Annotated in this window: 23 protein-coding genes; 13 read left to right on the forward strand and 10 right to left on the reverse strand. The window is 27.6% G+C overall.

Annotated features, from left to right (window positions below):
• Positions 1 to 196 precede the first annotated feature (196 nt).
• Positions 197 to 1,660, reverse strand: a complete 1,464-nt coding sequence (locus MR875_07515; GenBank protein MCI6994682.1) for a hypothetical protein — start codon at positions 1,658 to 1,660, stop codon at positions 197 to 199.
• 320 nt (positions 1,661 to 1,980) lie between these two features.
• Between MR875_07515 and MR875_07520 the strand changes: the two genes are divergently transcribed.
• From MR875_07520 to MR875_07535, 4 genes are read left to right on the forward strand one after another with little or no spacing between them, the layout of a single operon-like run.
• The gene (locus MR875_07520; protein MCI6994683.1) at positions 1,981 to 3,210 is read left to right on the forward strand and encodes an LL-diaminopimelate aminotransferase; all 1,230 of its coding nucleotides are present in this window, start codon (positions 1,981 to 1,983) and stop codon (positions 3,208 to 3,210) included.
• The gene (locus MR875_07525) at positions 3,211 to 3,912 is read left to right on the forward strand and encodes a hypothetical protein (protein MCI6994684.1); all 702 of its coding nucleotides are present in this window, start codon (positions 3,211 to 3,213) and stop codon (positions 3,910 to 3,912) included. It begins immediately after the preceding gene.
• A gap of 4 nt (positions 3,913 to 3,916) precedes the next feature.
• Positions 3,917 to 4,501 (forward strand): hypothetical protein, encoded by a 585-nt coding sequence (locus MR875_07530; GenBank protein MCI6994685.1) that lies wholly within the window; start codon positions 3,917 to 3,919, stop codon positions 4,499 to 4,501.
• 8 nt (positions 4,502 to 4,509) lie between these two features.
• Positions 4,510 to 5,094, forward strand: coding sequence for a hypothetical protein (locus MR875_07535; GenBank protein ID MCI6994686.1), 585 nt, complete (start codon positions 4,510 to 4,512; stop codon positions 5,092 to 5,094).
• A 192-nt stretch (positions 5,095 to 5,286) separates the two neighbouring features.
• Here the strand turns inward: MR875_07535 and MR875_07540 are convergent, their stop codons facing one another.
• Both MR875_07540 and MR875_07545 read right to left on the reverse strand, forming a co-directional pair.
• On the reverse strand, positions 5,287 to 7,122 hold the full coding sequence (locus MR875_07540) for a glycosyltransferase (GenBank protein MCI6994687.1): 1,836 nt from the start codon (positions 7,120 to 7,122) through the stop codon (positions 5,287 to 5,289).
• A 20-nt stretch (positions 7,123 to 7,142) separates the two neighbouring features.
• Entirely contained in the window at positions 7,143 to 7,550 is a 408-nt protein-coding gene (locus MR875_07545) for a response regulator (protein MCI6994688.1), read from the reverse strand.
• Positions 7,551 to 7,772: 222 nt separating this feature from the next.
• Here MR875_07545 and MR875_07550 point away from each other — a divergent pair, with 222 nt between their 5' ends.
• Together MR875_07550 and MR875_07555 are read left to right on the forward strand one after the other, a co-directional pair.
• Positions 7,773 to 8,795 (forward strand): adenylosuccinate synthetase, encoded by a 1,023-nt coding sequence (locus tag MR875_07550; protein ID MCI6994689.1) that lies wholly within the window; start codon positions 7,773 to 7,775, stop codon positions 8,793 to 8,795.
• Positions 8,796 to 8,941: 146 nt separating this feature from the next.
• Positions 8,942 to 9,298 carry a cyclophilin-like fold protein gene (locus MR875_07555; protein ID MCI6994690.1) on the forward strand — a complete coding sequence of 119 codons (357 nt, stop codon included), beginning with the start codon at positions 8,942 to 8,944 and terminating at the stop codon, positions 9,296 to 9,298.
• Between the two features lie 10 nt (positions 9,299 to 9,308).
• Here MR875_07555 and MR875_07560 read toward each other — a convergent pair whose 3' ends face one another.
• Entirely contained in the window at positions 9,309 to 9,797 is a 489-nt protein-coding gene (locus MR875_07560; protein MCI6994691.1) for a hypothetical protein, read from the reverse strand.
• Between the two features lie 9 nt (positions 9,798 to 9,806).
• Entirely contained in the window at positions 9,807 to 10,418 is a 612-nt protein-coding gene (locus MR875_07565; GenBank protein MCI6994692.1) for a class I SAM-dependent methyltransferase, read from the reverse strand.
• Between the two features lie 515 nt (positions 10,419 to 10,933).
• Between MR875_07565 and MR875_07570 the strand changes: the two genes are divergently transcribed.
• The 7 genes from MR875_07570 to MR875_07600 all read left to right on the forward strand — a co-directional run bounded on the left by MR875_07570 (position 10,934) and on the right by MR875_07600 (position 15,598).
• Entirely contained in the window at positions 10,934 to 11,731 is a 798-nt protein-coding gene (locus tag MR875_07570) for a class II glutamine amidotransferase (GenBank protein ID MCI6994693.1), read from the forward strand.
• The gene (locus MR875_07575; GenBank protein ID MCI6994694.1) at positions 11,724 to 12,032 is read left to right on the forward strand and encodes a hypothetical protein; all 309 of its coding nucleotides are present in this window, start codon (positions 11,724 to 11,726) and stop codon (positions 12,030 to 12,032) included. Before MR875_07570 ends, MR875_07575 begins: the two co-directional genes overlap by 8 nt.
• 195 nt (positions 12,033 to 12,227) lie before the next feature.
• A complete protein-coding gene (locus tag MR875_07580; protein MCI6994695.1) occupies positions 12,228 to 12,617 on the forward strand; it encodes a hypothetical protein in 390 nt (129 codons plus the stop codon).
• A gap of 11 nt (positions 12,618 to 12,628) precedes the next feature.
• Entirely contained in the window at positions 12,629 to 13,039 is a 411-nt protein-coding gene (locus tag MR875_07585) for a hypothetical protein (protein MCI6994696.1), read from the forward strand.
• Complete coding sequence (locus MR875_07590) at positions 13,032 to 13,571, forward strand: zinc ribbon domain-containing protein (protein ID MCI6994697.1); 540 nt, start codon at positions 13,032 to 13,034, stop codon at positions 13,569 to 13,571. Before MR875_07585 ends, MR875_07590 begins: the two co-directional genes overlap by 8 nt.
• A 9-nt stretch (positions 13,572 to 13,580) precedes the next feature.
• Positions 13,581 to 14,366, forward strand: coding sequence for a hypothetical protein (locus MR875_07595; protein MCI6994698.1), 786 nt, complete (start codon positions 13,581 to 13,583; stop codon positions 14,364 to 14,366).
• A gap of 17 nt (positions 14,367 to 14,383) precedes the next feature.
• Complete coding sequence (locus MR875_07600; protein ID MCI6994699.1) at positions 14,384 to 15,598, forward strand: PD-(D/E)XK nuclease family protein; 1,215 nt, start codon at positions 14,384 to 14,386, stop codon at positions 15,596 to 15,598.
• A gap of 48 nt (positions 15,599 to 15,646) precedes the next feature.
• Here the strand turns inward: MR875_07600 and MR875_07605 are convergent, their stop codons facing one another.
• The 5 genes from MR875_07605 to MR875_07625 all read right to left on the reverse strand — a co-directional run.
• A complete protein-coding gene (locus tag MR875_07605; GenBank protein MCI6994700.1) occupies positions 15,647 to 17,110 on the reverse strand; it encodes a hypothetical protein in 1,464 nt (487 codons plus the stop codon).
• A gap of 99 nt (positions 17,111 to 17,209) precedes the next feature.
• Positions 17,210 to 18,658: a hypothetical protein gene (locus MR875_07610; protein MCI6994701.1), complete on the reverse strand. Its 1,449-nt coding sequence runs from the start codon at positions 18,656 to 18,658 to the stop codon at positions 17,210 to 17,212.
• On the reverse strand, positions 18,640 to 20,325 hold the full coding sequence (locus tag MR875_07615; GenBank protein ID MCI6994702.1) for a VPA1262 family N-terminal domain-containing protein: 1,686 nt from the start codon (positions 20,323 to 20,325) through the stop codon (positions 18,640 to 18,642). The genes MR875_07610 and MR875_07615 overlap by 19 nt, the downstream gene beginning before the upstream one ends.
• A gap of 148 nt (positions 20,326 to 20,473) precedes the next feature.
• Positions 20,474 to 20,689, reverse strand: coding sequence for a hypothetical protein (locus tag MR875_07620; GenBank protein ID MCI6994703.1), 216 nt, complete (start codon positions 20,687 to 20,689; stop codon positions 20,474 to 20,476).
• 493 nt (positions 20,690 to 21,182) lie between these two features.
• On the reverse strand, positions 21,183 to 21,902 hold a 720-nt coding region (locus MR875_07625), incomplete at its 5' end, for a reverse transcriptase domain-containing protein (protein ID MCI6994704.1).

A 21,902-nucleotide genomic window follows, 5' to 3' on the forward strand; every position in this document is an offset into this window, starting at 1 on the left:
TATTTTTCACACAAATTTGATTATTAAAATGTCATGTTTAATCATGCTATTTTTAGTTTTATATAAACTAGTATATATAATTAAAAATCATTTTGTTTAACTGGATTGTGTGTTAAATAATTCTTAAAGGAATAACTATAAAAATAGAAGAATATTATGCAAGTAATGAATAAAAAAAGAATTTGTAAAAAGATATTTAATATATCTTTTTAACATCAGTTGGTTTGATTACAATATTTTGACGTCTGTACTTAACAGAAATGTCATCACCATTAATAGCATAAACTTGGCTGGAATAAGTTTCATCTAAGTGATTGAATATTATTTCATCTCCTTTTTTAAGTACAACTTCATTATTGTTTAATTTTATTTTGATATTGTCTCTTGAAGGTTTGCTTTTAATAGCTGAAGTTGGTTTTGCAATTTCAGGTTTTGGAGCATCTCTGATTACTTCAAACGCTTTACCAGTATTTCTTTGTCCGAATGGTTTGTCATTACTGAATGCAGGTTCAATATCTTCAATTGGATCTTGATAGTCAACATGTGTTTCATTTATGATAGGTTCAAAGTCATCATATTCCCTTACATTTCTGATGTATGTTTCGTTTTGACGAGTATCCTCTTCGATGTATTCTTCTTCAGGTTCTTGATTTAATCTTTCTTTAACATCTTGGAATATTTTGGAACCGGTAATTTTCTTGGTGAATTTATCTAAATCTTTTCTATAGTCCAAATCCATGGTATCTTCTTCAACGGAAGATTCAATGTCTTTAAGTTTTGTTTCCCCTACTTTATTTGGGGTTTTAAGTGTTGGTTCTTTGATTTCTTCATTAGGGAGGTCTAATTCATCATTGTCAGCATTTAATAGTACGTCAGTAATGTTTTCCTCTGCGGAAATACTTTCGATTTCTTCTTCTTTTTCTTCATTGGAAGCAGATGAAATAGCTTCTTCAATGGTTTTTTGTGATGTTGAAGGTGTTTCAATTTCTTTAGTAATTTCTTCACTTTTTTCTTCATCATTCAATAAGCTTTCGATTGTTTCAACTTCACTAACTACTTCTTCATCAACTGGTTCTTCAACATTTTCTTCTTGCTTTTTAGCAATACTTTCCTTAAGTTCAGTTAATTCAGTATCTTCAGTTGCTTGTTCTTTTTCTCTTTCATTGTCCTTTCTTTTGGACTCTTTAATTAATTCATCAATTGTGAATAAATCTTTTAATTCTGTTTTATCATCTTTATTTTGATTCATAATATCCATCTGGCTTTGTTTAATTGGTTCTTGAAATTTTTTAACTTGGTTTCCATAATCAATGAGCACTTGATTTTCGGATTCATATTCATAAGTTTTTACGTTGTTATTATTAACTTCCGGAACAATATAAACATCATAGTCTTTTGGAGCATGTTGCTGGTTTCCGTATAATGATTTTGTATTTTGAGAATTTCGGGTTGATTTTTGAGATAAACTATTAGTAATGTTTTTCGAATTAATTTTTTCTTTTCCTTGAGACAATATTCCATTTAAATTATCCTTACTTGGAATTATTGATCCTTCTTCATGTTCGAGTTCATTACCTTTGTAGTGTAATTTAACTAATATACATGCAATTACACCTATTATTGCAATTGTTATCCAAATTAATATGGTTATTCCATTCATTTTTTCCCAACCCTAATTTTTGATTATATAATATATATGTATAATTCATTAATTTAAATATTTTTATATTGCCTTAATTTTTCATATTTTTGTTCAATTTTAAAAGTAATTATTTTAATTTAGTGCATGAATGTCTATTGCATGGTTTGAGGGTAGTTATTAAAAAAAATTCATTTTCATATAGATTGAAATAATTAATTTATTTTTATTATTTTTTTTTAAAAACTGCAACTTTTGCTCAATATTTGTTTAAACAATTACTTTATATATGCTTAAAATAAAATATAAATTGGAATAATTAATTATTGTGAGGAGTACTCATGGTTGTTAAAATTAATGAAAACTATTTAAAACTAAAAAACAGCTACCTCTTTGTTGAAGTGGCTAGAAGAGAAGCAGAATTCGTAGAAAACAATCCTGATGCTGATGTTATTAAAATGGGTATAGGTGATGTTACAAAACCATTAACTCCAACTATTGTTAAAGCTTTTAAAGATGCTGTTGATGAAATGGGAAATGCTGATACTTTTATGGGTTATGGACCAGAACAAGGTTATGAATTTTTAGCTAAAGCTATTGCAAAAGATTATGAGCAATATGGAGTAAACCTTGACACTTCAGAAATTTTCATTAGTGATGGTGCTAAATGTGACACTGGTAATATTCAAGAGATTTTTGGAATTGACAACAAAATTGCAGTAACTGATCCGGTTTACACTGTTTATGTGGATACAAATGTAATGGCAGGAAGAACAGGTGAAATGGAAGATGGCATGTATGAAGGTTTAGTATACTTAAAATGTAATACTGAAAATGGTTTTGTTCCAGAATTACCATCTGAACCTGTTGATATTATCTATTTATGTTATCCTAATAACCCGACCGGTACTACATTAACCAAAGATCAACTAAAAGTATTTGTTGATTATGCAAAAGAAAACAAATCTATTATTTTATTTGATGCAGCTTATCAAGCATTTATTAATGAAGATAATGTTCCTCATACTATCTATGAAATTGAAGGTGCAGAAGAAGTAGCTATTGAATTTAGAAGTTTCTCAAAAACTGCAGGTTTCACAGGAACTCGTTGTGCATTTACAGTTGTTCCTAAACAATTGATGGCATATGATGAGGAAGCTAATGAAGTAGAAGTCAACCCCTTATGGAACAGAAGACAAACTACTAAATTTAATGGTGTTTCCTATCCTGTACAAAAAGCAGCTGAAGCAATGTATACTGAAGAAGGTAAAAAAGAAATCAAAGAAATAATTGATTATTATATGGAAAATGCGAAAGTTATTCGCGATAGCTTAACTGATTTGGGATTAGAAGTTTATGGTGGAGTTAGTTCACCATACATCTGGGTTAAAGCTCCAAATGATATGGATTCCTGGGCATTCTTTGATTTATTATTAAATGAAGCTAATGTAGTTGGAACTCCAGGTTCTGGATTTGGTCCTAGTGGTGAAGGTTATTTAAGACTCACTGCGTTTAACACTTTAGAAAATACCAAAGAAGCAATGGATAGAATTTCAAAATTAGAATTTTAGGTGTTTGATTTGAAGAAAATAGAAAAACCCGTAGAAATTGAAGATGGAGATTCATTTAAAATAATTTTATCAAAATATGGTGCATTAGCACTTGACAAACAAGAAAACTTATCTGAATTAATTGGTGAAACAATAGGAGATTTAGACTTAGAAAATGGATCTATTTCTTTTGATGATATTAAAATGCCTATTCAGGTTTTAGGTTTTTATTCACAAGATTTAAATCAATGGTCTTGGGCATGGGATTGTGAAGAAATATTTGGTGCTGAATTGATTTCATCTGCAGTTGAAATTAAAGAAATTGGGGATAAATTCAATGTTCCTGAATTTAATTCTCCCTTAATTAAAACAGATTTTAATTTCTGCCATCCTATTGCAATGACTGCAACAGCAATCCTTGGATTTGATGCATATTATGCAGTTTCAGAAGAAGGATTGGATATTTTTGTAGCTATTAAATCAGATTTGATTAAAGAAAATAATGATGTTAAAAAATTCAGGGATACTTTTTACACTTTCCAAAAGAATTTCAATGTATTTCCTAAAATTGCTTTTGAATCATACACAAAACTTAAAGGATATGGTTTTAAACCGCATGATGGTTTTTATTTAGCTAAAATTGGTGAATCCCGTGTAATGGCAGGATTTACTGAAAGAGGAAATATTACTCGTATTTTGATGTTTGGTGAAGATGAACAGTGATACTATGAATCAGGATTTAGTCGATGAATTTGAATATATGAAGGATTTGCTCGCTAAATCTGGATTTTTTGATAGTGAAGAAATTTTAGAAATATTGGAAGATGAATTTATGGATGAGGACATTGACTTTTCTCAATGTTCCATTTCCTTAAATGAATTTTCTAATGAAAATTTCTTAAAATTGGAAAATGCTTTTGCTCAATTGGCTAATGAAAGTATTGTTGCTATTCATAACTGTGGTTATGATATGAGTGAAGGTGTAAATGACGCATTTGAATTATATGTTCATTTGCGCAATAATAAATTCTCAGCTGAGGGTTTCTGTTTTTATACTTTTGAAGATATTGAAGAAGCTATTTATGAAGGTAAATTGAAAATAACCTTTGGTGATTTTGAAAATAATGAAGAAAAAGCATTGGAAATCGGTAAACTGGTTTTTAAATATCTTGAAGAAGAAAATTTTACCATTAATTGGGATGAAACAATAAATAATCAGATTGAAATTAATCCATTTGAATGGGACAAATCATATAATCCTGAAAAAGAATATGAAATGGAAGGAGCATATGATGTTTTTATTAAAAATTAGGTGTTAAAATGAATACAAGATTTTTAAAATTAATTCGTGAAGTTATTATTAATTCAGGTAAATGGGCTTCAATTGAAATATCACAAGATTCAATTTACTTGCAATTCAGAGATGTTGAACTCGGAATTCCTAAACTTGATGAAGATTTCTCGTTGGTTGTCAGATTTGCTGAAGATTCATTTTTCACTGCATTTTACAATAATATTTGGGATATTGATTTCTTATCAAAATATGATTTTAAAAATCAATTATTAAGTGAAGAAGTATCATTTAATATTAAGGACATTAAATTTTTGGATTTTGAGTATTTAAACACATTTTTTGGAAATTATAAAAAGGAAAAAACTGTCTCAGTTGTTGATGATTTTAATATTCATAACATAAGAAATGATTTTTTCATGTTAATAAAATCTGATGACATTGCAATTGTTGTTGGTGGGAATCAAATGGATTTCTTTTCACCGTTTGAGAGATTGGATGATTCATCTCTTCGTGAACTTTCAAATCAATGGATGCTTTACTTTTTAAAATATCAGCAAAAAAGAAATTTCATCAGAGATCCAATGTGTGAAAATCATCCCTTGTTACGTTAGTAAAAATTAATTTAATAGTTATTTAAATTAAATAATTTTCAATAACTATTAATTTTATTCATCTTATTTTTATTTTAATTATATTTCAAACTTAGAATATCAAAAACATGTTGTTTTATGCATCTGATCTAAGTTCATTTAGTTCTTCTTTAAGTCCTCTTCTAACTTGTTTATATTGTTAATGGGGTATGTTTATTTATCTTCATCTGATTTTATTGGTTCTATATTATTTGAACTAATCTGTTTAGATTCAGGTATTTCTTCAAAGCTATCAAGGTGTTTTCTACCTTTATGTACTGTTTTAGCCCATGTTCTCTCTTTTCTTGTTATCATGCTATCCATAGTCATAAAGAATAGTGGAATCAAGTGATATGAGTATAAATAATATTTAAATATGTCTTTAATTAGTGTAATGATTCCAGGTTTGTCTCTTGAAAATGCAATAATGTTTCCTGGGAAAAATGAAATAAATGAAAGTAAACCTACGATTATTGGTGCATCCATTTTAATAACGATCATATTACCTAAAAAGAACCATGTTATTATATTAAGTATAGATACAATGAATCCGAAGAATATGAGTAAGTTAAAACTGTAAAATGAAATATGCTCAATTATTCCAAGTTTTTTTGCAATAGGTATTTTTGCTTTTAAAATATCTGGGAAATAAATGAATAATGTCTCGAAGTTACCAATTGCCCATCTAATTCTTTGTTTGAATAATGATTTCCAATCGAGAATTGCTTCTTGATATACTGCACATTCTCCACAGTAGTTAATTTTTCCACCGTCAATCAGGATTTTAACAGCTAAGTTCAAGTCTTCAGTTACTGCAAATCCATCCCATCTGCCGCATTTAATGATTGATTCTTTTTTAACAAATTGTCCATTTCCACCTAAAAAACTGGTTTTTCCCAAATTGTCTTTTGCAATTAATGTATTTCCGAAACTTGCAAATTCTAAGTGTTGCATACGAGCTAAGTAGTTTTCATTCTTATTAAACATTTTAACTCTTGATTGAACACCGTCAATATCATCATGAAGATAAGGAATGATTGTTTTTAAGTAATTTGGTTTAACATGAGTATCTGCATCAAATACTCCAATGATTTCTCCTTTGGATAATGTTAATGCATCATTTAAAACAAATCCTTTACCTTTTCCTGATCTAGGAGGGCGTCTTGTAATAATTTTAAGATGAGGGATATTGTTTTTGATGCTGCTTAATATTTCTCCGGTTAAGTCTGTAGAACCGTCATTTATAACAATTATTTCGTATTGTGGCTTTCCATCATAATGATAATCAATATTTGCAACGCTTTCAACTGTTGCTTTGATTGTGTTTTCTTCATTATGTGCTGGGATGAAAATGCTTACGAAAGGAAGTTCGTCTCCATCTTCAATTTTTTTAAGTTCATCCTGTTTTTTAAGACTTGCACATGCATTTATAAGCATAAATACAGTTGGTATTAATAAAATCCATTGGAGCCAGGTTGCATCTCTTGTAAAAATAGCAAGTAAAATTAAGAAAATACATAAAGCTAAAAGAGCTATTGAACTTGATTTTTCAATAATAAGTTCGCTTTTCTTTTCATTTACTTTATTTTTTGCATCAATAATATTTTGAGTATTCTGTGCATGTTTTTTTAATGCAACAGCTATTGATCTTTGTAATTCCTCTTTATCAATATCTTTTATTAAAAAGTTATATGGTGAACTTTCCAACACTTTATCTAAAATTTCATCAAAGAGCATTCCAACGATAACAATGTGTGGAATATTATAACTTTCAATATACTTTGAAAATTTGACTAAATCAATATTTTTTTCATCAGTATCTAAAAGTATTAAATCAGGTGATTTTTCAAGGGCATTTTTAATATTTATTACATCTGAATCAGTTTTTCTAAACTCATAATTAGCTTCTTCAAGATATTCTTTTATATCATTTAATAGGATTTCATCAGAACTTATAGTTAAGATTTTCGGCCTATCCATAATTTGTGTTGTAAGTTCAATTCCATCCATGTTAATCTTAAATATTCTAATTATTTAAATCCGCTTGCATCGTTTAATTTATCAGCTTCTAATTCTGCTCTTTTAATAGTGATTTGGAGTGTTTTATCTAATTTGTTAATATCATAAGGTTTTGAGATAAATCCATATGATCCTTTAACATTTGATTTTTCGAATGTATTAGTATCAGTGTTTGCTGTTAAATAAACAATTGGTATTCTTAATTCTGAGATTATTTCTGCTGCTTCAATTCCTTCCATGTCTCCTTTTAATTTAATGTCCATTAAGACAATATCAGGTACTGTTTCTGCAGCTGTATTTATTGCGTCTTGACCAGTATCAACAGTATCGACTATTTCATAGCCTAATTCTTCTAAACTGTATTTTAAATCTAATGCAGTAATAGCTTCATCTTCAACAATCAATAATCTTTTCTTCATTTCATTGCCTCTTTATTAATCATGATAATATTTATTTTTTTAATATCTTGAAAGTTCTTGTATATCTAATATTATTTTAATTAAAATTTACGTTATATTTTTATTGGATATATTATTTATATATTTATTACAAAAGCTTTTTAATTATAAAAAATATAATAATATTGTTATGGAAATTTTATGAAAAAATTTTCAATATTGATGTTTTAAGGAGTTATTTAAATGACTTGTAATATTTTAGTTGGTGGAGCATGGGGTGATGAAGGTAAAGGAAAATGTATCACTTACCTTTGTGACAACGATAAACCAGATATTATTGCTCGTGCGGGAGTAGGTCCGAATGCAGGACATTCTGTTGAATTTAACGGGGAAAAATATGGTTTAAGATTAACTCCATCTGGTTTTGTACATACTGGTGCTAAACTCATGATTGGAGCAGGAGTTTTAGTAAATCCGGATGTTTTATTTAAAGAATTTGAAGATTTAAAGAAATACAATGTAAAAGAAAGGATGTGTGTTGACCATAGATGTGCTATCATCAATGAAGAACACATGAACAGAGACAAAGCTTCCGAACATTTAGCTAAAAAAATAGGAAGTACCGGGTCTGGCTGCGGACCAGCAAATTCTGATAGAGTATTAAGAACTATTGATTTAGCTCGTGACATTCCAGAACTTGAAGATTACATTACTGATGTTTCAGTTGCTTGTAATGAAGCTATTGATGAAGGTAAAGATGTATTTATTGAAGGATCTCAAGGTTTTGCTCTTTCTCTTTATTACGGAAGTTACCCATTCGTAACCAGTAAAGACACTACTGCATCTACATTCGCTGCAGATGTGGGTGTTGGACCAACTAAAGTAGATGAAGTCATTAATGTATTTAAATCTTATATTTCTCGTGTTGGTGAAGGACCATTCCCAACCGAAATGTCTCAAGAAGAAGCTGAAAGTCATGGATGGGAAGAATACGGTGTTGTAACTGGACGTCGTAGAAGAATAGGATACTTTGACATGGATCTTGCAAAAGAATCTTGTAGGATTAATGGTGCAACTCAAATTGCTTTAACTTGTGTTGACAAATTATATCCTGATTGTGCAAGAACCCAAGATTATGATGATTTATCTGCTGAAACTAAAGCTTTCATCGATGATATTCAATCTGCAACTGGTGTGCCAGTAACTATTATATCTACTGGACCAGATTTAAAAGACACAATCGATTTAAGAAAAGAGTTATTATAACTTCTTTTTTTCTATTTTTTATATTTTTAAACAATAGTTTAAATAATCAAATTTGATAAATATTTTTTATGAATATTAAAGAAATACTTTTTATTTTATTTTTATTAGTTTTCCTTACATTTTCAGTGGTTAATGCTGAAAATACAATGGAACCTATAAAACTTAAAATTAATGACTTTTCTTTTGATGTGGAATTAGAAAATAACTCCGCTACTCAAGAATTAATAAGCAAATTAAAAAAGGGTAATATTACTGTAAATGCAACTGATTATGGTAATTTTGAAAAAGTAAGTGATTTGGGATTTTCACTTCCAACAAATGATGAAAACATCAATACTTCTCCTGGTGATATTGTGTTATATCAAGGTAATCAAATATCCTTGTTTTATGATTCTCATTCTTGGAATTATACAAAATTGAGTAAAATCAAAAATATGGATTCAAATCAGTTAAAAGATATTTTAGGAAATGGTAATATTAAATTAGAAATGAGTTTAGAATAATTACTAAACTTCATTCTTTTAACCATTGATAAGCAATTCTGGGAGATCCGTCTGCAACATAAATTCTCCCACATTTTTTAAAACCATTTCTTTCTATTAATTTTTGCATAATCTTATTGTCATTGTGAGTGTCTATTCTAATATTATTTGATTTGCTTTTGCAATAATTAATTAAACACTTAAAAACACCTTTTTTAGCTCCATTACTTGCAATTCTATGTATTGTGATGTATTCTTCATTATTGAGCCAATTACCATTTTCTATAACTTTATATGTTGGTTCATCACCTTCAACAATTACGAAAACACCATAAATATTTTCATCATCGCAAATTAAATAGCTAATTTTCTTTTTGATGTCTTCTTTTACTGTTTCTTTTTTAGGATTGGTATGTCCCCACTGTGTAGGGTTTCCAGATTCAATCATTATATTCTGCGCTATTTTATAAATGCCCATAATTTTATCAAAATCTTCAGGTGTTGCTCTTCGAATATACATTGTTTTTCCTCATTTTTGTGCAATTACAACTAAGATATAATCTCCTTCTTTTTTAAATGATTCAACACTTTTAAAACCAGCATTAAGTAAATATTCCTTTAATTCTGGTGCAGTATAGACTCTTATTCCTTCAACTTTATGTATCCAAGTTTCATCTTCGGGATTGTTACCATCGGTTTCCTGTGCAATCATAAATCTTCCATTAGGTTTGATAATTCTTGAAACTTCTTTAAATGCATTTTCAATATTTGGCCAGAAATAAATGGTTTCAAATGCAGAAGCCAGGTCATACTGTCCATCAGCAATAGGAATATCACTAACATCAGCTTGAATAATTTCACATCTATTATTGTCAATTGCTTCCTGATTTTTTTTAATGGATTGGGATACAGACACTTCAGAGTAATCAAGGCCATCAACATTATTTTTAGTTAATTTGAGAAATTTTTCAATGTTGGCTCCTCCACCACATCCGAGGTCAATTATCTTATCATTATCATCAATGTCAATGCAATCCAAAGCAAATTCGGTTATGTCCTTGTGATGTTCATTCATTTCTTCGATTATTTTTATACCTTCATCACCGTAAGGTTTCATATATTGGTAATTTTCAGAAGACATTTTATCAAAACCTTTAATAATTTTTTGAATATACTATTAATTGGTGATTTAAAGATAAAAAGATTATCTCAATTATGTAGTTTTAATAATGGTTATCCTGCTGTATGGATATTTTTTCTTTTAGGTAGGGTAGTGATACTGTAACTATTGTTATTTGCCATTAGACCATATGTAGCTATTTACGATGAATAATATTATAATATGAATCTTGTTCAGTTTAACGATGTGAGTATTTATTGAATGTTTATGGTTAATGGTGATATTGAAAAACAAGCAGTATATGGATTATTATTTGAATGGTGCTTATAAATAGAGTGTAATGGATTTCATGAATTGGAAGTTAATTTTGGTATTTTTAAAGACCAATACTTTTGGCAAAAATAGTTAATAATGCTATTTTTTATCTCATTTCTATGAACTTCTTTTCATATTTAATAATATTTATATACTAAAAAATATATAACAATTGTTATCATAATATAACTATTGTGATATTAATAATGGGAGGGATCAATATGTGTGAAATTTTTTGTTTTAATTCAAATACGCTGAAACAAGTAAACCAATGTCTTAAATGTTTTTATGAACACTCAGAAGATCATCCACATGGATGGGGATTAGCTAATGTCCAATCTGATGAAGTTTTCATAGATAAAGAACCAATCAAAGCAACATGTAGTCAACATTTAAAGAACATATTGTCTCATCCTGTTGTTGGAAAGAATGTATTCGCTCACATCAGGCTGGCCACAATGGGTGAAATTATATCTCCCAATTGCCACCCATTTACTGAAGCTGATGATAATAACCGGTCATGGATGTTAATTCATAATGGAACCATATTCGATTGTCCCAAGCTTGATAAATATATAGATAAAGAAAGTGGTGACACTGATTCTGAGCGAATATTACTTTATATTATTGATAAAATCAATGAATTTGAAAAAGACAAAGGATCTCTTTCAACAATAAAAGAAAGATTTACTCTTTTATCTGGAATTGTTGAAGAGTTATCAAAAAACAACAAACTTAATTTGATGATTTATGATGGAGATATGACTTATATTCATTCTAACATGAAGGATTCTTTACATTATTTAAGAAATGATGATGGATTGTTGATAGCATCAACTCCTGTAAGTGATGATGAAAATTGGCAACATGTAGAGATAAATAAATTATTTGCATTAATTGATGGAAATGTCATTTTTGAAAGTAATCCTCATGAAAATGAATTTATTTTTACTCCTGAACATGAAAAAGCAATGAATGAATTTTTAAAATCAGTAACTAGAGATGAAATTAATGATTAATGAGGAAATGGTAAGAAATAAATTATATGATAAGTTCATAAAACCAACACATGCTAAAAAAAATTTCATTGGTATTGAAATAGAAATTCCGATAATTAACCTCGATAAAAAAGCTGTTGATTTTGAAATAGTTCACCAAATTACTCAAAAATTTCAAAAACACTATGCTGAATTTAAAACTGATGGAATTGACTATGATGGTAATGTTTTTGCATTAAAAAATCCTAACAATGATGATATTATGTGTTATGATTGTTCATATATTAATAGCTACTTTTTTAGATTTGATTTAATTAATTGACATTAACATTAACGGAAGGGTTTTTGAAAATCATATCTGATTTTGAACTGGGATATATATGAAAGGATTTTAGAAAGCTATTTTGGAATAGTTATTCTTAGAGGTTAATATTGTTGATTTAACCTTTTAAAATAACATGTTTGCAATTTGTGAGTATAATGAAGCTTAAATATGATTATTCATAAAATGATTCATATGAAAAAGATAAAATTTGACAGCGAGTATACCCTTCATAAATTAACCGAAAGGAATTTAAAAAACTTATTTGACCTTGAATTTGTCGCTTCAGAAATACAGCTTAACAAATTAAGAATAGACAATCTCGCATTTGATGAAAAAACAAAGACGTTCATAATCATCGAATATAAAAATGAATTAAATTTAAATGTTATAAATCAAGCACAGGAATATTATGATTTAGTTAAAAATAATCCAGAATACTTTGCAGACCGTTTAGATAACAGAAATGACATTGACTTTGAAAATACACATATAATGATTATTGGTCATGAATTCACTCCAAACCAAATACCAATAACAATTTTGAGATTTGGGAAATATCCCTATATGATGATGGTAAAGTGATTTATAAAAATATGAAAACAGGCGAAACTAAAGAGTTAATGACTGAGCCTGAAGAGCTAGAATTAACAGAAGAAAAAATATTATCTGACAAGCCTCAAGAAATATGCGAATTATACATTAACTTTAAAGAAAAGGTTATGGGCGAATTTGATGATATAAAGTTAATATATTTAGTTAAAGCAGTGTCTTTTAGGGTAAATAATCAGATAGCATGTATTTTCCGTCTTGATAATCCTGCAAAAATCCATTACCATACAGATGACCTTAAAGACATTGAAAACAAAACAAGAGATATTTCAAATATCTCAACAGGTGCAAAAGCGAATTATGAATTAATATTAAACTCCAAAGATGAAATTGAGTATGCCGTAGATTTATTCAGACAGGTTTATTTACAAAAAGAGGATGGTGAAGATGACTGAGTACAATACATGTCCTGCATGCCAGACAGAAAACAAAGCTGATGAAAAATATTGCCTGAACTGTGGTCAAAAACTAATTGATGAAAAAGAAAATGAAATAATTTTAAAAGATAAGCTTCCAATTCCAAAAGATAAAATCATTCTTTTAGATTTAAACTACACTCTCATTTCCAATTCATGGAAAATAAGATATGACAGATTACCACAAAAGATTTATAACCGTCAGTATGAGCATGAATTGGTAAATAAAATCAAGGACAATTATGTGATTCTAATCACGGCAAGTCATTATTATACTTCTTTTGATTCGATTAAACATATTGAGGAAAATACTGATTTAAAAATTGACGAATCCTATTGGAATTTTGGTAAAAGGCCACCTGAACTTAAAAGATATTGGCTTGAAAAAGCAGTTTTACCAACTCATGGAGATGATCCGGACAAATATCTTGCTATTGAATCCAATGAGGATACAAGAGAAATGTATAATAAGTTCGGCATAGAAGCAAGGTCAAAAAGAGATTTTATATAGGTGAGAAATATGAAAATAGTCAGCTGGAACTGCAATATGAATTTTAGGGAAAAAATAATCTCCATTACTGATGAGAATTCTGAAAATTATGTGGATGCAGATATTTACGTGATTTGTGAATGTGAAAATCCTCGAGACCCTAAACCAAAGTATAAAAACTACAAAAAAACAGTAGAGGATTTTGCAGGAGATAATTATTATTGGATTGGAGATTATCATTACAAAGGTCTTGGAATATTTGCAAAGGAAAATGTCAAATTAGAAAAAATTGAAGGATTGAATGAAGATTTTAAAAATTTCATTCCTTTGAGAGTCAATGATTCCTTTAACCTGTTATGTGTTTGGGCAATGCCAAAATATATAGAAATGATTCATGACTATTTTGATGCAAATCATGAAAAATTATTTGATGAAAATCTCATCATGTGCGGAGACTTCAACAGCAATGCTGTATTCAACCATAAGCACAGAGCTAAAGATAAAAACGGCAATGCTAAGGATCATACTAATCTTGATGTGAAATTAAACAGCAAAGGATTATATAGCTTATATCATAAATTATCTGGTGAAGAAAATGGAAAAGAAAGTAAATTTACCTTTTTCCAAGCTAAACATTTGAATGTACCTTTCTATCTGGATTATTTCTACGCCAATGAAGAAATAATTAAAAAAACAGAACTAATTGATTTCTGGAGAAAACCTGATGATAATTTACCAAATAAATTTGAAATTTTAGACAAAGGAGAATGGATTACTTTAAGCGATCATTTGCCTCTTGTTTTTGAATTTGATTAAGATTAATAGGTGCAATAATGAATACAATAATTTTAAATAGGATGTATGCTGGAAGCTATTTGGATGAAAATATTGGGCATGAAGTTATAAATCTATTTAAGGACGATAATGGGTCCAATTATATTTATATAAATCAGAGCGGAGATATAAATAAAAAATCTAATGATTCTGTTGAAGCCGTTCTCCTAGTTAAATATGTTGAAAAGGGAGTTTTAGAAGTAGTTGCAAAGGCAGAAGATCTTCAACAAATTTATTATAAGAAAAATAATTTTAAAGAAGAGATCAAAGAACAGATTGAATATATTAAAGACCATCACATTACTTACGGAAATGTTTTATTATCTGATATTTACCAAAATGGGAATACTGAACTTCTACTAACATTTAAAACAGATAAGTTGAGAACAGTCAAAAAACCAGTATTCATCATTGAAGAAGAATCCAAACGATATAAATATGAAAATCATTATTTTTTACCAGAAAAACATTTTTCAACACAAAGTTTGAAAATGTATTATTTTGAAAATGAATTTCCACAGGATTATGGTGTGTTTAAAAAGTTGTTAAATGATTCAGAAATTTGGAATGAGGAAAATACAACTATAAAAATTGATTTGGATGAAATTTACACATATGAATCACACGAAGGGTTTTTATCTGTAATCAAAAAAGAAGATGATGAATTAGTTATTTCCAATCTTTTTTCATACATTTTCAGTCATAAAAAAGATGTTTTTATAGATTTTGTAAAAGAAGTTTTAGGTATTGGCGATTTTAAAATTAATTATGGCATTGTCCGTGAAAAAGACAATATTGATTTGCTGATAGAAAATGAGGATTCAGTAATAATTATTGAAAACAAAATCAAATCAAAGATTAACGGTGAAAAATCCAAATCCTCTGGAAAAAAAGAAAGCCAATTAAGCAAATATGTTAAATATGCACATAAACATTATAAGGACAAAGAATCGAATTTTTATATTTTCGCACCAGATTACAACCAAATAAATCTTGATATTTATGAATGTGGTGAGGAATATAAAATTATCAACTATAGTAAGATATATGAGTTCTATTTTAAAAATGCAGGTAGAATGTTAAATATTAAATATTTCAAAGAATTTTTAGATGCTATTTATATTCATACAATGACTACTGACAATACCAATTTTGAAAAGATGAAAAGACAATTCATTAATAATATTCTTGAGTTAAAAAAAGAAGAAATATGAAAAAGGTTTCAAAAATAAGTTTTGAATAGTTAATAGCTATGATTAATATTAAATATCTTCTAAAAATTTTACTGAATTTAGTACTTTATTAAAATCTTTCTTATCAATTGATTCATCTAGATTTTTATAAGATTTAGAAAAAAGATCCCAATATTCCCCTTCAAAATTTAAAGATTTCAAAATGCTTCTATTTAATAATAATCTATAAGATATTGTCCTTAATGTAAATTTTCTTATCATATTTAATTCCATTACTTTACCGTGAGCAGGAGCGTGCCTATAATGTATTGCAGATTTTTCTATTTTCCCTAATTTAATATTTAACTCATCAAAAAATAAATCTAATTTTTTTGAGCCTTGTTTTTTATATGCTCCCATAATATTTTCCATTATATCATCAATTCTTTCAATCCCATATTGATTAAATTTTTGATAAATGTTACTTAATTCATCAGAAATTAAATTTTCAAATTCTTCTTGAGGCATATGCTCATGTTTTCCTGTAGAGTTATATTTTAGCCAATCTTCAGCTAAAAATTCTAATGCCCCTGCAATTAAAACAATTTCAGACATTGAAGATAAATTAAAAGACTCTTTTAAATAATTGAACACATTGAGATAATTTACATTACTTTGTTCACATTGATCAATTAGGAAAGCTAAATCTTTTTCATGATGCATTTCAAAAAATGGATAAACTATTGGGCAATTAGCTCCTCTTTCACAAATATGTCTTAAATTAATCGTACGAGAAATTCTCGGAGAATACGCCTTAAAATAAATTAAATTACCCTTTTTATCAAAATGACTTTCACCAATATCGATTAATGACCTTCCAAACATGAATGATAAAATTTTTTCAATCACATTTATTTGTTCTTTATTGTGAAAACCCCATTCCCTAAAAAAATCAATACTCATCTTTCCAGACCAAATAGGGTTGAATTTACTTGAAATTTTTGATACAATAAACGGATTTAAAGTTTCAGGTTTAACAAGAAAATAACTAGAAACAAAATGATTAAATTCCCAATCCGTATTAATAATTAACTCTGCATCATCATTTAATCTTTTATATTTAGAACCATTTTCGAAAGTATAAGTCGGATCTCTTAGTAAAATCAGATCAGATCCATTAATATACCATCTAGATATCCATTCTAAATTTTCTTTATCAATTTCACCCATATTTAAATATAAAATATCTAATTTTATAGTATAATAAACTTGATTATAATTATAATTTTTAACATTATATCGAAATACAATATCCATATCCCCACATAATGATTTAATAACAATTTTGTTATTTTTAATAGATTTAAAAAAATTATCGATTTTACTTCCAATAATTTCATCCATAAAACCATTTAATATTCCAATTAACTCATAATCCTCATTTCTTTTAAAAGTTATATTAAATAAATTAATGTTATTTTCTAAAATATATTCTCCATTTAATAAACATATGCCTATAGGATTTTCCAACATTTCCCATTCAATAAAATTCATATTCATAATATTATATTATCTCCATTAAATTAGTCATAGCTATTTAGCAATTATTAAATATTTGTTTTGATGATATTTAAATTTAAAATCTTTTTTAAACTATAATTCTCCCATTACATTCTCTTCAAATCTATCTAAAAAGTTTTCAGTCCGTTTATCTAAAAATTTTTTAAATAAAACATGATTCTCATAAAATTCATTATACAACACTTTAATTTCAGCATCATCCAACTCATTAAATCCATAAATTACACTTAAAATAAATAATTTAGAGTAATATGCAAAAAATTTATTTCTATGATGTGTAATATTATACGACCACTCACAATCCAAGTTTCTAATTTTAATAAATAAATCTTTCATTGAATCTAATAATTTTTCATCATCATATTTACGGAGATAATAAGATACAATAAAATTACAAAAATCTGTGCAAAGAATATTCAAAGCTCTTTCTTTTTCATTAAAAGAATTTAAAAGATAATCATTCCACTTTTTATGAACCACCTCAAGTATATAGTTAGACTTTTCACAATTCCTACATTTATCCAACATTTTTGTCCTAACACCAATCCAATGAATATTATCACTCAATGGAATTGTTTCAATTAAAATGCTAATATCTTCTTCAGGCAATTCGCAAAGCATTAATCCCATTACTTCATTGAAAAATTCATTATACATAAACATATCCATTAATTCTTCAAATAGAGTTTTATTCAATTGATACAAGAGAATACACATATCTACAATAATGTCCTGATAATTCTTTCTATCTTCTGAAGAAATTCTTAAATATTTCATTAAAAAACAAAGTAATGTTTTTTCTTTAATTTCATTATGATTTATAAAAAATGCATTTATTTGTTTAAAAGACATACATTTTATAATTAAAACCAATGTAAATGCATTATCTGAAGTTAATAACTTTTCAAATAATTCTAAATTATATTCTTGTAATACTTCAATCATTTGATAAAAATGATTAGGTAAGAAAAATTTATTATTTTTTAGTAATGGATTATATTTTTCAAAATCTATTTGCCTTAAAGAAGTAACCAAAGTTTTTTCCTCATTAAAAACATTTAATTTATCAAAATACATAGATAGGGCATCGTCATCAACTTGAATTTTAATATTATCCAAAATTTCAAATATTTTTATAAGAATTTCATTGAATCCATCGTTTAAATCATATTTATCAGCCAAGTCACCAATATCCAATTTTATCTGACTATTTGCATATAAAAATATAAAAAAATAAACTAAATTAAACTCAGTAAGTCCCTTTTGAAATATTGAAATTAGTGATTTAACAATAGCTACCTTTTTTTCAATAGATTCTTCATTAATCTCAGAATCAATTTTATCAATTAATTTTCTAAATAACTCCCGTATATCTAAACTTTCATTATTACCAACATAATCAATATAAATAAAATCTTCAAAAGAAAATTTAGATAAATCCCCAATTATTAAATCTAACTCATTATCTGATGAAATTTGATTATAATCTTCCAAATTTTTAATCATTCTGGATACTTCCATATTGAATTCTCCTTTGATTCATCCCAAATTTTATCAAATTCCCTTACAACTGCCTGAGGGTGTAAAACTTCTTGCAATATATGATAATTTCGTCCAAATGAATTTATTGATGTTCCAAGTGAGTAAACTTTAGGTTGTTTATAAGTTTTTGAATTTCCTGGAAAAATCAAAAATCTATCATGTGCCCCATTACCCTTTTGAACTCGGAATTCTAAATTCAAACCTTTAAAATTACTGTCTAAATTTGAAAATAAATTTTTTTGTTCATTAACCCATTTTGAATCATCATCACAACTTAAATATTCATTAATATCATCTAAATTCTCTTGTAATGATAAAATGAAACATGAAAAATCATCTTCTGTTAAAGAATTATTTGAAACAGATTCAATAGTTTCAGACATTCTTTTAAATTTATTTTCAATTAAATTACTAAAGTATATTCTTATTACATCTCGTTTTATAGCTCCTAATGCTCGCAATTCAACACCTTCAAAAGGACAATAAAATAAGGTATTAATTATTTCGTTGAAACTTAAATAAGGATCCCACAAATACACGCCATCCATACCATTTTCATTAATTAACCTTCTCAAATCTGATAATCCTTCTAATTTATCGTGTTCTGGAGTATATTGCTTAAATGATAATGTATTTTCTAGTTCAATCTTTTCTTTAATTCCAATTGAGTTTTCGATATATTGATAATATTCTTGTTTTTTAATTATCGGTTCATAATCTTTTGATTTTAAACTTATAAACTCTTTTTCATCGTCGTTGATAAAATATCTTTTCCTTTGAACATCTAAAAATGTAAATAGTCCAAAATTCTTAATATAATAACTGGAATCAGAATATAATAATAATTTTGGATTTTTTCTCCAAATTTTAATATTTACTAAAGAATCCACATTTCCCGTGAGAACAACTTGAGAATCATTTTTATTGTATTCTTCAAAAGTGTTGCCAATATAATTATTATCCAATATAGAATTGACTTCTAAAATACAATCAGGAATTTTATCTTTAATTAAATAATGCCAATCTATATTAAAATTTACTGATTCCCATGAGTCTGATGCAACATTTGTTTTAACATTTAATATATTTACTGGAAATTGAAAAATAAAGTTCCCTAACCTATCTCTTATTTTAAATAAATTTATAGGGACATGTTTGTTAATTTTATTAGATATTCTTTCAAAATGTTCTTCATTTCTTGTAAGAAATTCAAACTGCTTTTTTTCATCAAAAAATTCTAAAATATATGAACCAGAATAAAAATTATTTTTTAAAATATAATTTAACCTATTTTCCCCTTTAGCTTGGATGAATTGTTTGTTAAGTCTTCTTAAATCATTATCATTAATAAAATACTCACCTTCACGATTAGAAATCCATTTATAGTTATGGATAAGTTTTTCAAAATTCTCTTTAATTTCAGTTAACTTTAATTCATATTGAAAAATTCCAATTGAATGATTTTCATCAATTTTTATTTTATTACAGAATCCTTTATCATATTTATGTTTTTCAGGACTGACATTTTTTTCTTGGAAAACACAGAGAGTATATAAATTATAAATCATTTCATTTGGTTCTATAATAACTAATTCAGTTACTTCGCAACTGTTATAAATTCCAATGTTTCCATTTTTAACTAACAAATCATATTCGTCCATAATATTACTCTAATAGATTTTATTTAAATATATTATGATGATTTTAACTTTATATAATCCATTTAAAATATGTATTAGAATGAATAAACATGAAAGTTATGTAAAAAAAGAAAAAAAAGATTTGATATTAACATTAACTACTGTACAAGTCTGTAAAAATCCAACTTGGGTCATAAGCTATTAAATAACCATCTTCACACCAGATTGCTCTGACATTTCCTGAAGTGGTATCTGCTACTGCAGCGGGATCTCTGTTAATCCAGTTTCCTCCAGTATGTTTTTTATGTCTTAATCTCAATCTGATGTGGCCTGTTCCGGATACTCTGCATTTGACATGGACAAATTGCACATCATAGCTTAAGCTTTTAGCTAGTCGGATAAGTCAGAGAGATTGCTCTCCCTTCCTCTCCTAAGAACCGAACGTGTGGTTTTCAGCACTATTCGGCTCAAGCATACTTTATAAGAAAGTAAGCGACTATTTCAATAGATAACTGGAGTTATTATATATGAGTTAACCAAATAAATATTCAAAAGGTGTTTTCAACAAGCGTTTATCGAAGTATTCATCATATTCAACGTCATAAGGTGAAGCCCAATATTTAATGCATTTATGATATTGGATATTAATCCATGACATTTTATCCACTTGGCTACCAGTTTTAGGGTCAGTAAAAGTCCATCTATCATTATGACCGGGATGTTCAGATGCTTTAAAATGTTTCTTAACTCTCCATTTAGTAGATTTATTAGGATATCATCTTTTGATTTGTCTCATCGAGAGTCTAAAGATATAATTATCCATTTTACTGAACAATTTCTTATTTGAACCTCTCTTCCAGTAATTACCAGTCCCAATTAATTAAATAGTTGAGGCGAGTAATACTCTCTTCAAGATTCCATGGGTAGCAATTGCGAATGATGACTTTGGCCTTGTGCATAAAAGATTTGATACTGTCATTAGATGCTTTAATAAGTACCTTATCACGATCTTTACCTCTGTAGCATCGTATATTATATCCCAAAAAGTCAAAACCATCATATAGATTTGTAATCCTTGTTTTATCCGAAGCCAAGGTTAAACCTCTTTCATTCAAATAGTCATCTAACAAATCATACAAGGATTCTGCATCATCCAATGTCTTACACAATACTACAAAATCATCGGCGTACCTAATAACAACATATTTGGATTCATTTGAATAATAATAACGATTGTTCTTTATTCTTCTCCGATATTTGATATTAAGTGCCTCTTCCATACCATGAAGCGCAATATTGGCCAACAATGGAGATATAATTCCTCCTTGAGGAGTGCCCGTTCTGGTTCTATAAAAGACATCATTTTCAAGATACCCTGCTTCCAACCATTTCTTGATTACCTTTTTAAGGGGAAAATTACCCAATTTATCCAATATATGTTGATGACTCAAAGTATCAAAGCAAGATTTGAAATCTCCTTCAAAGACATATAGTCTCTTTAAACCTCTTGTATGAGCATGTATTTTTGCAATAGCATCACCAGTTCCACGAAGAGGTCTAAAACCAAAACTATTCGCTCCAAA

Origin of the sequence: Methanobrevibacter sp. (assembly GCA_022775905.1) — an archaeon.
Lineage (GTDB): Archaea > Methanobacteriota > Methanobacteria > Methanobacteriales > Methanobacteriaceae > Methanocatella.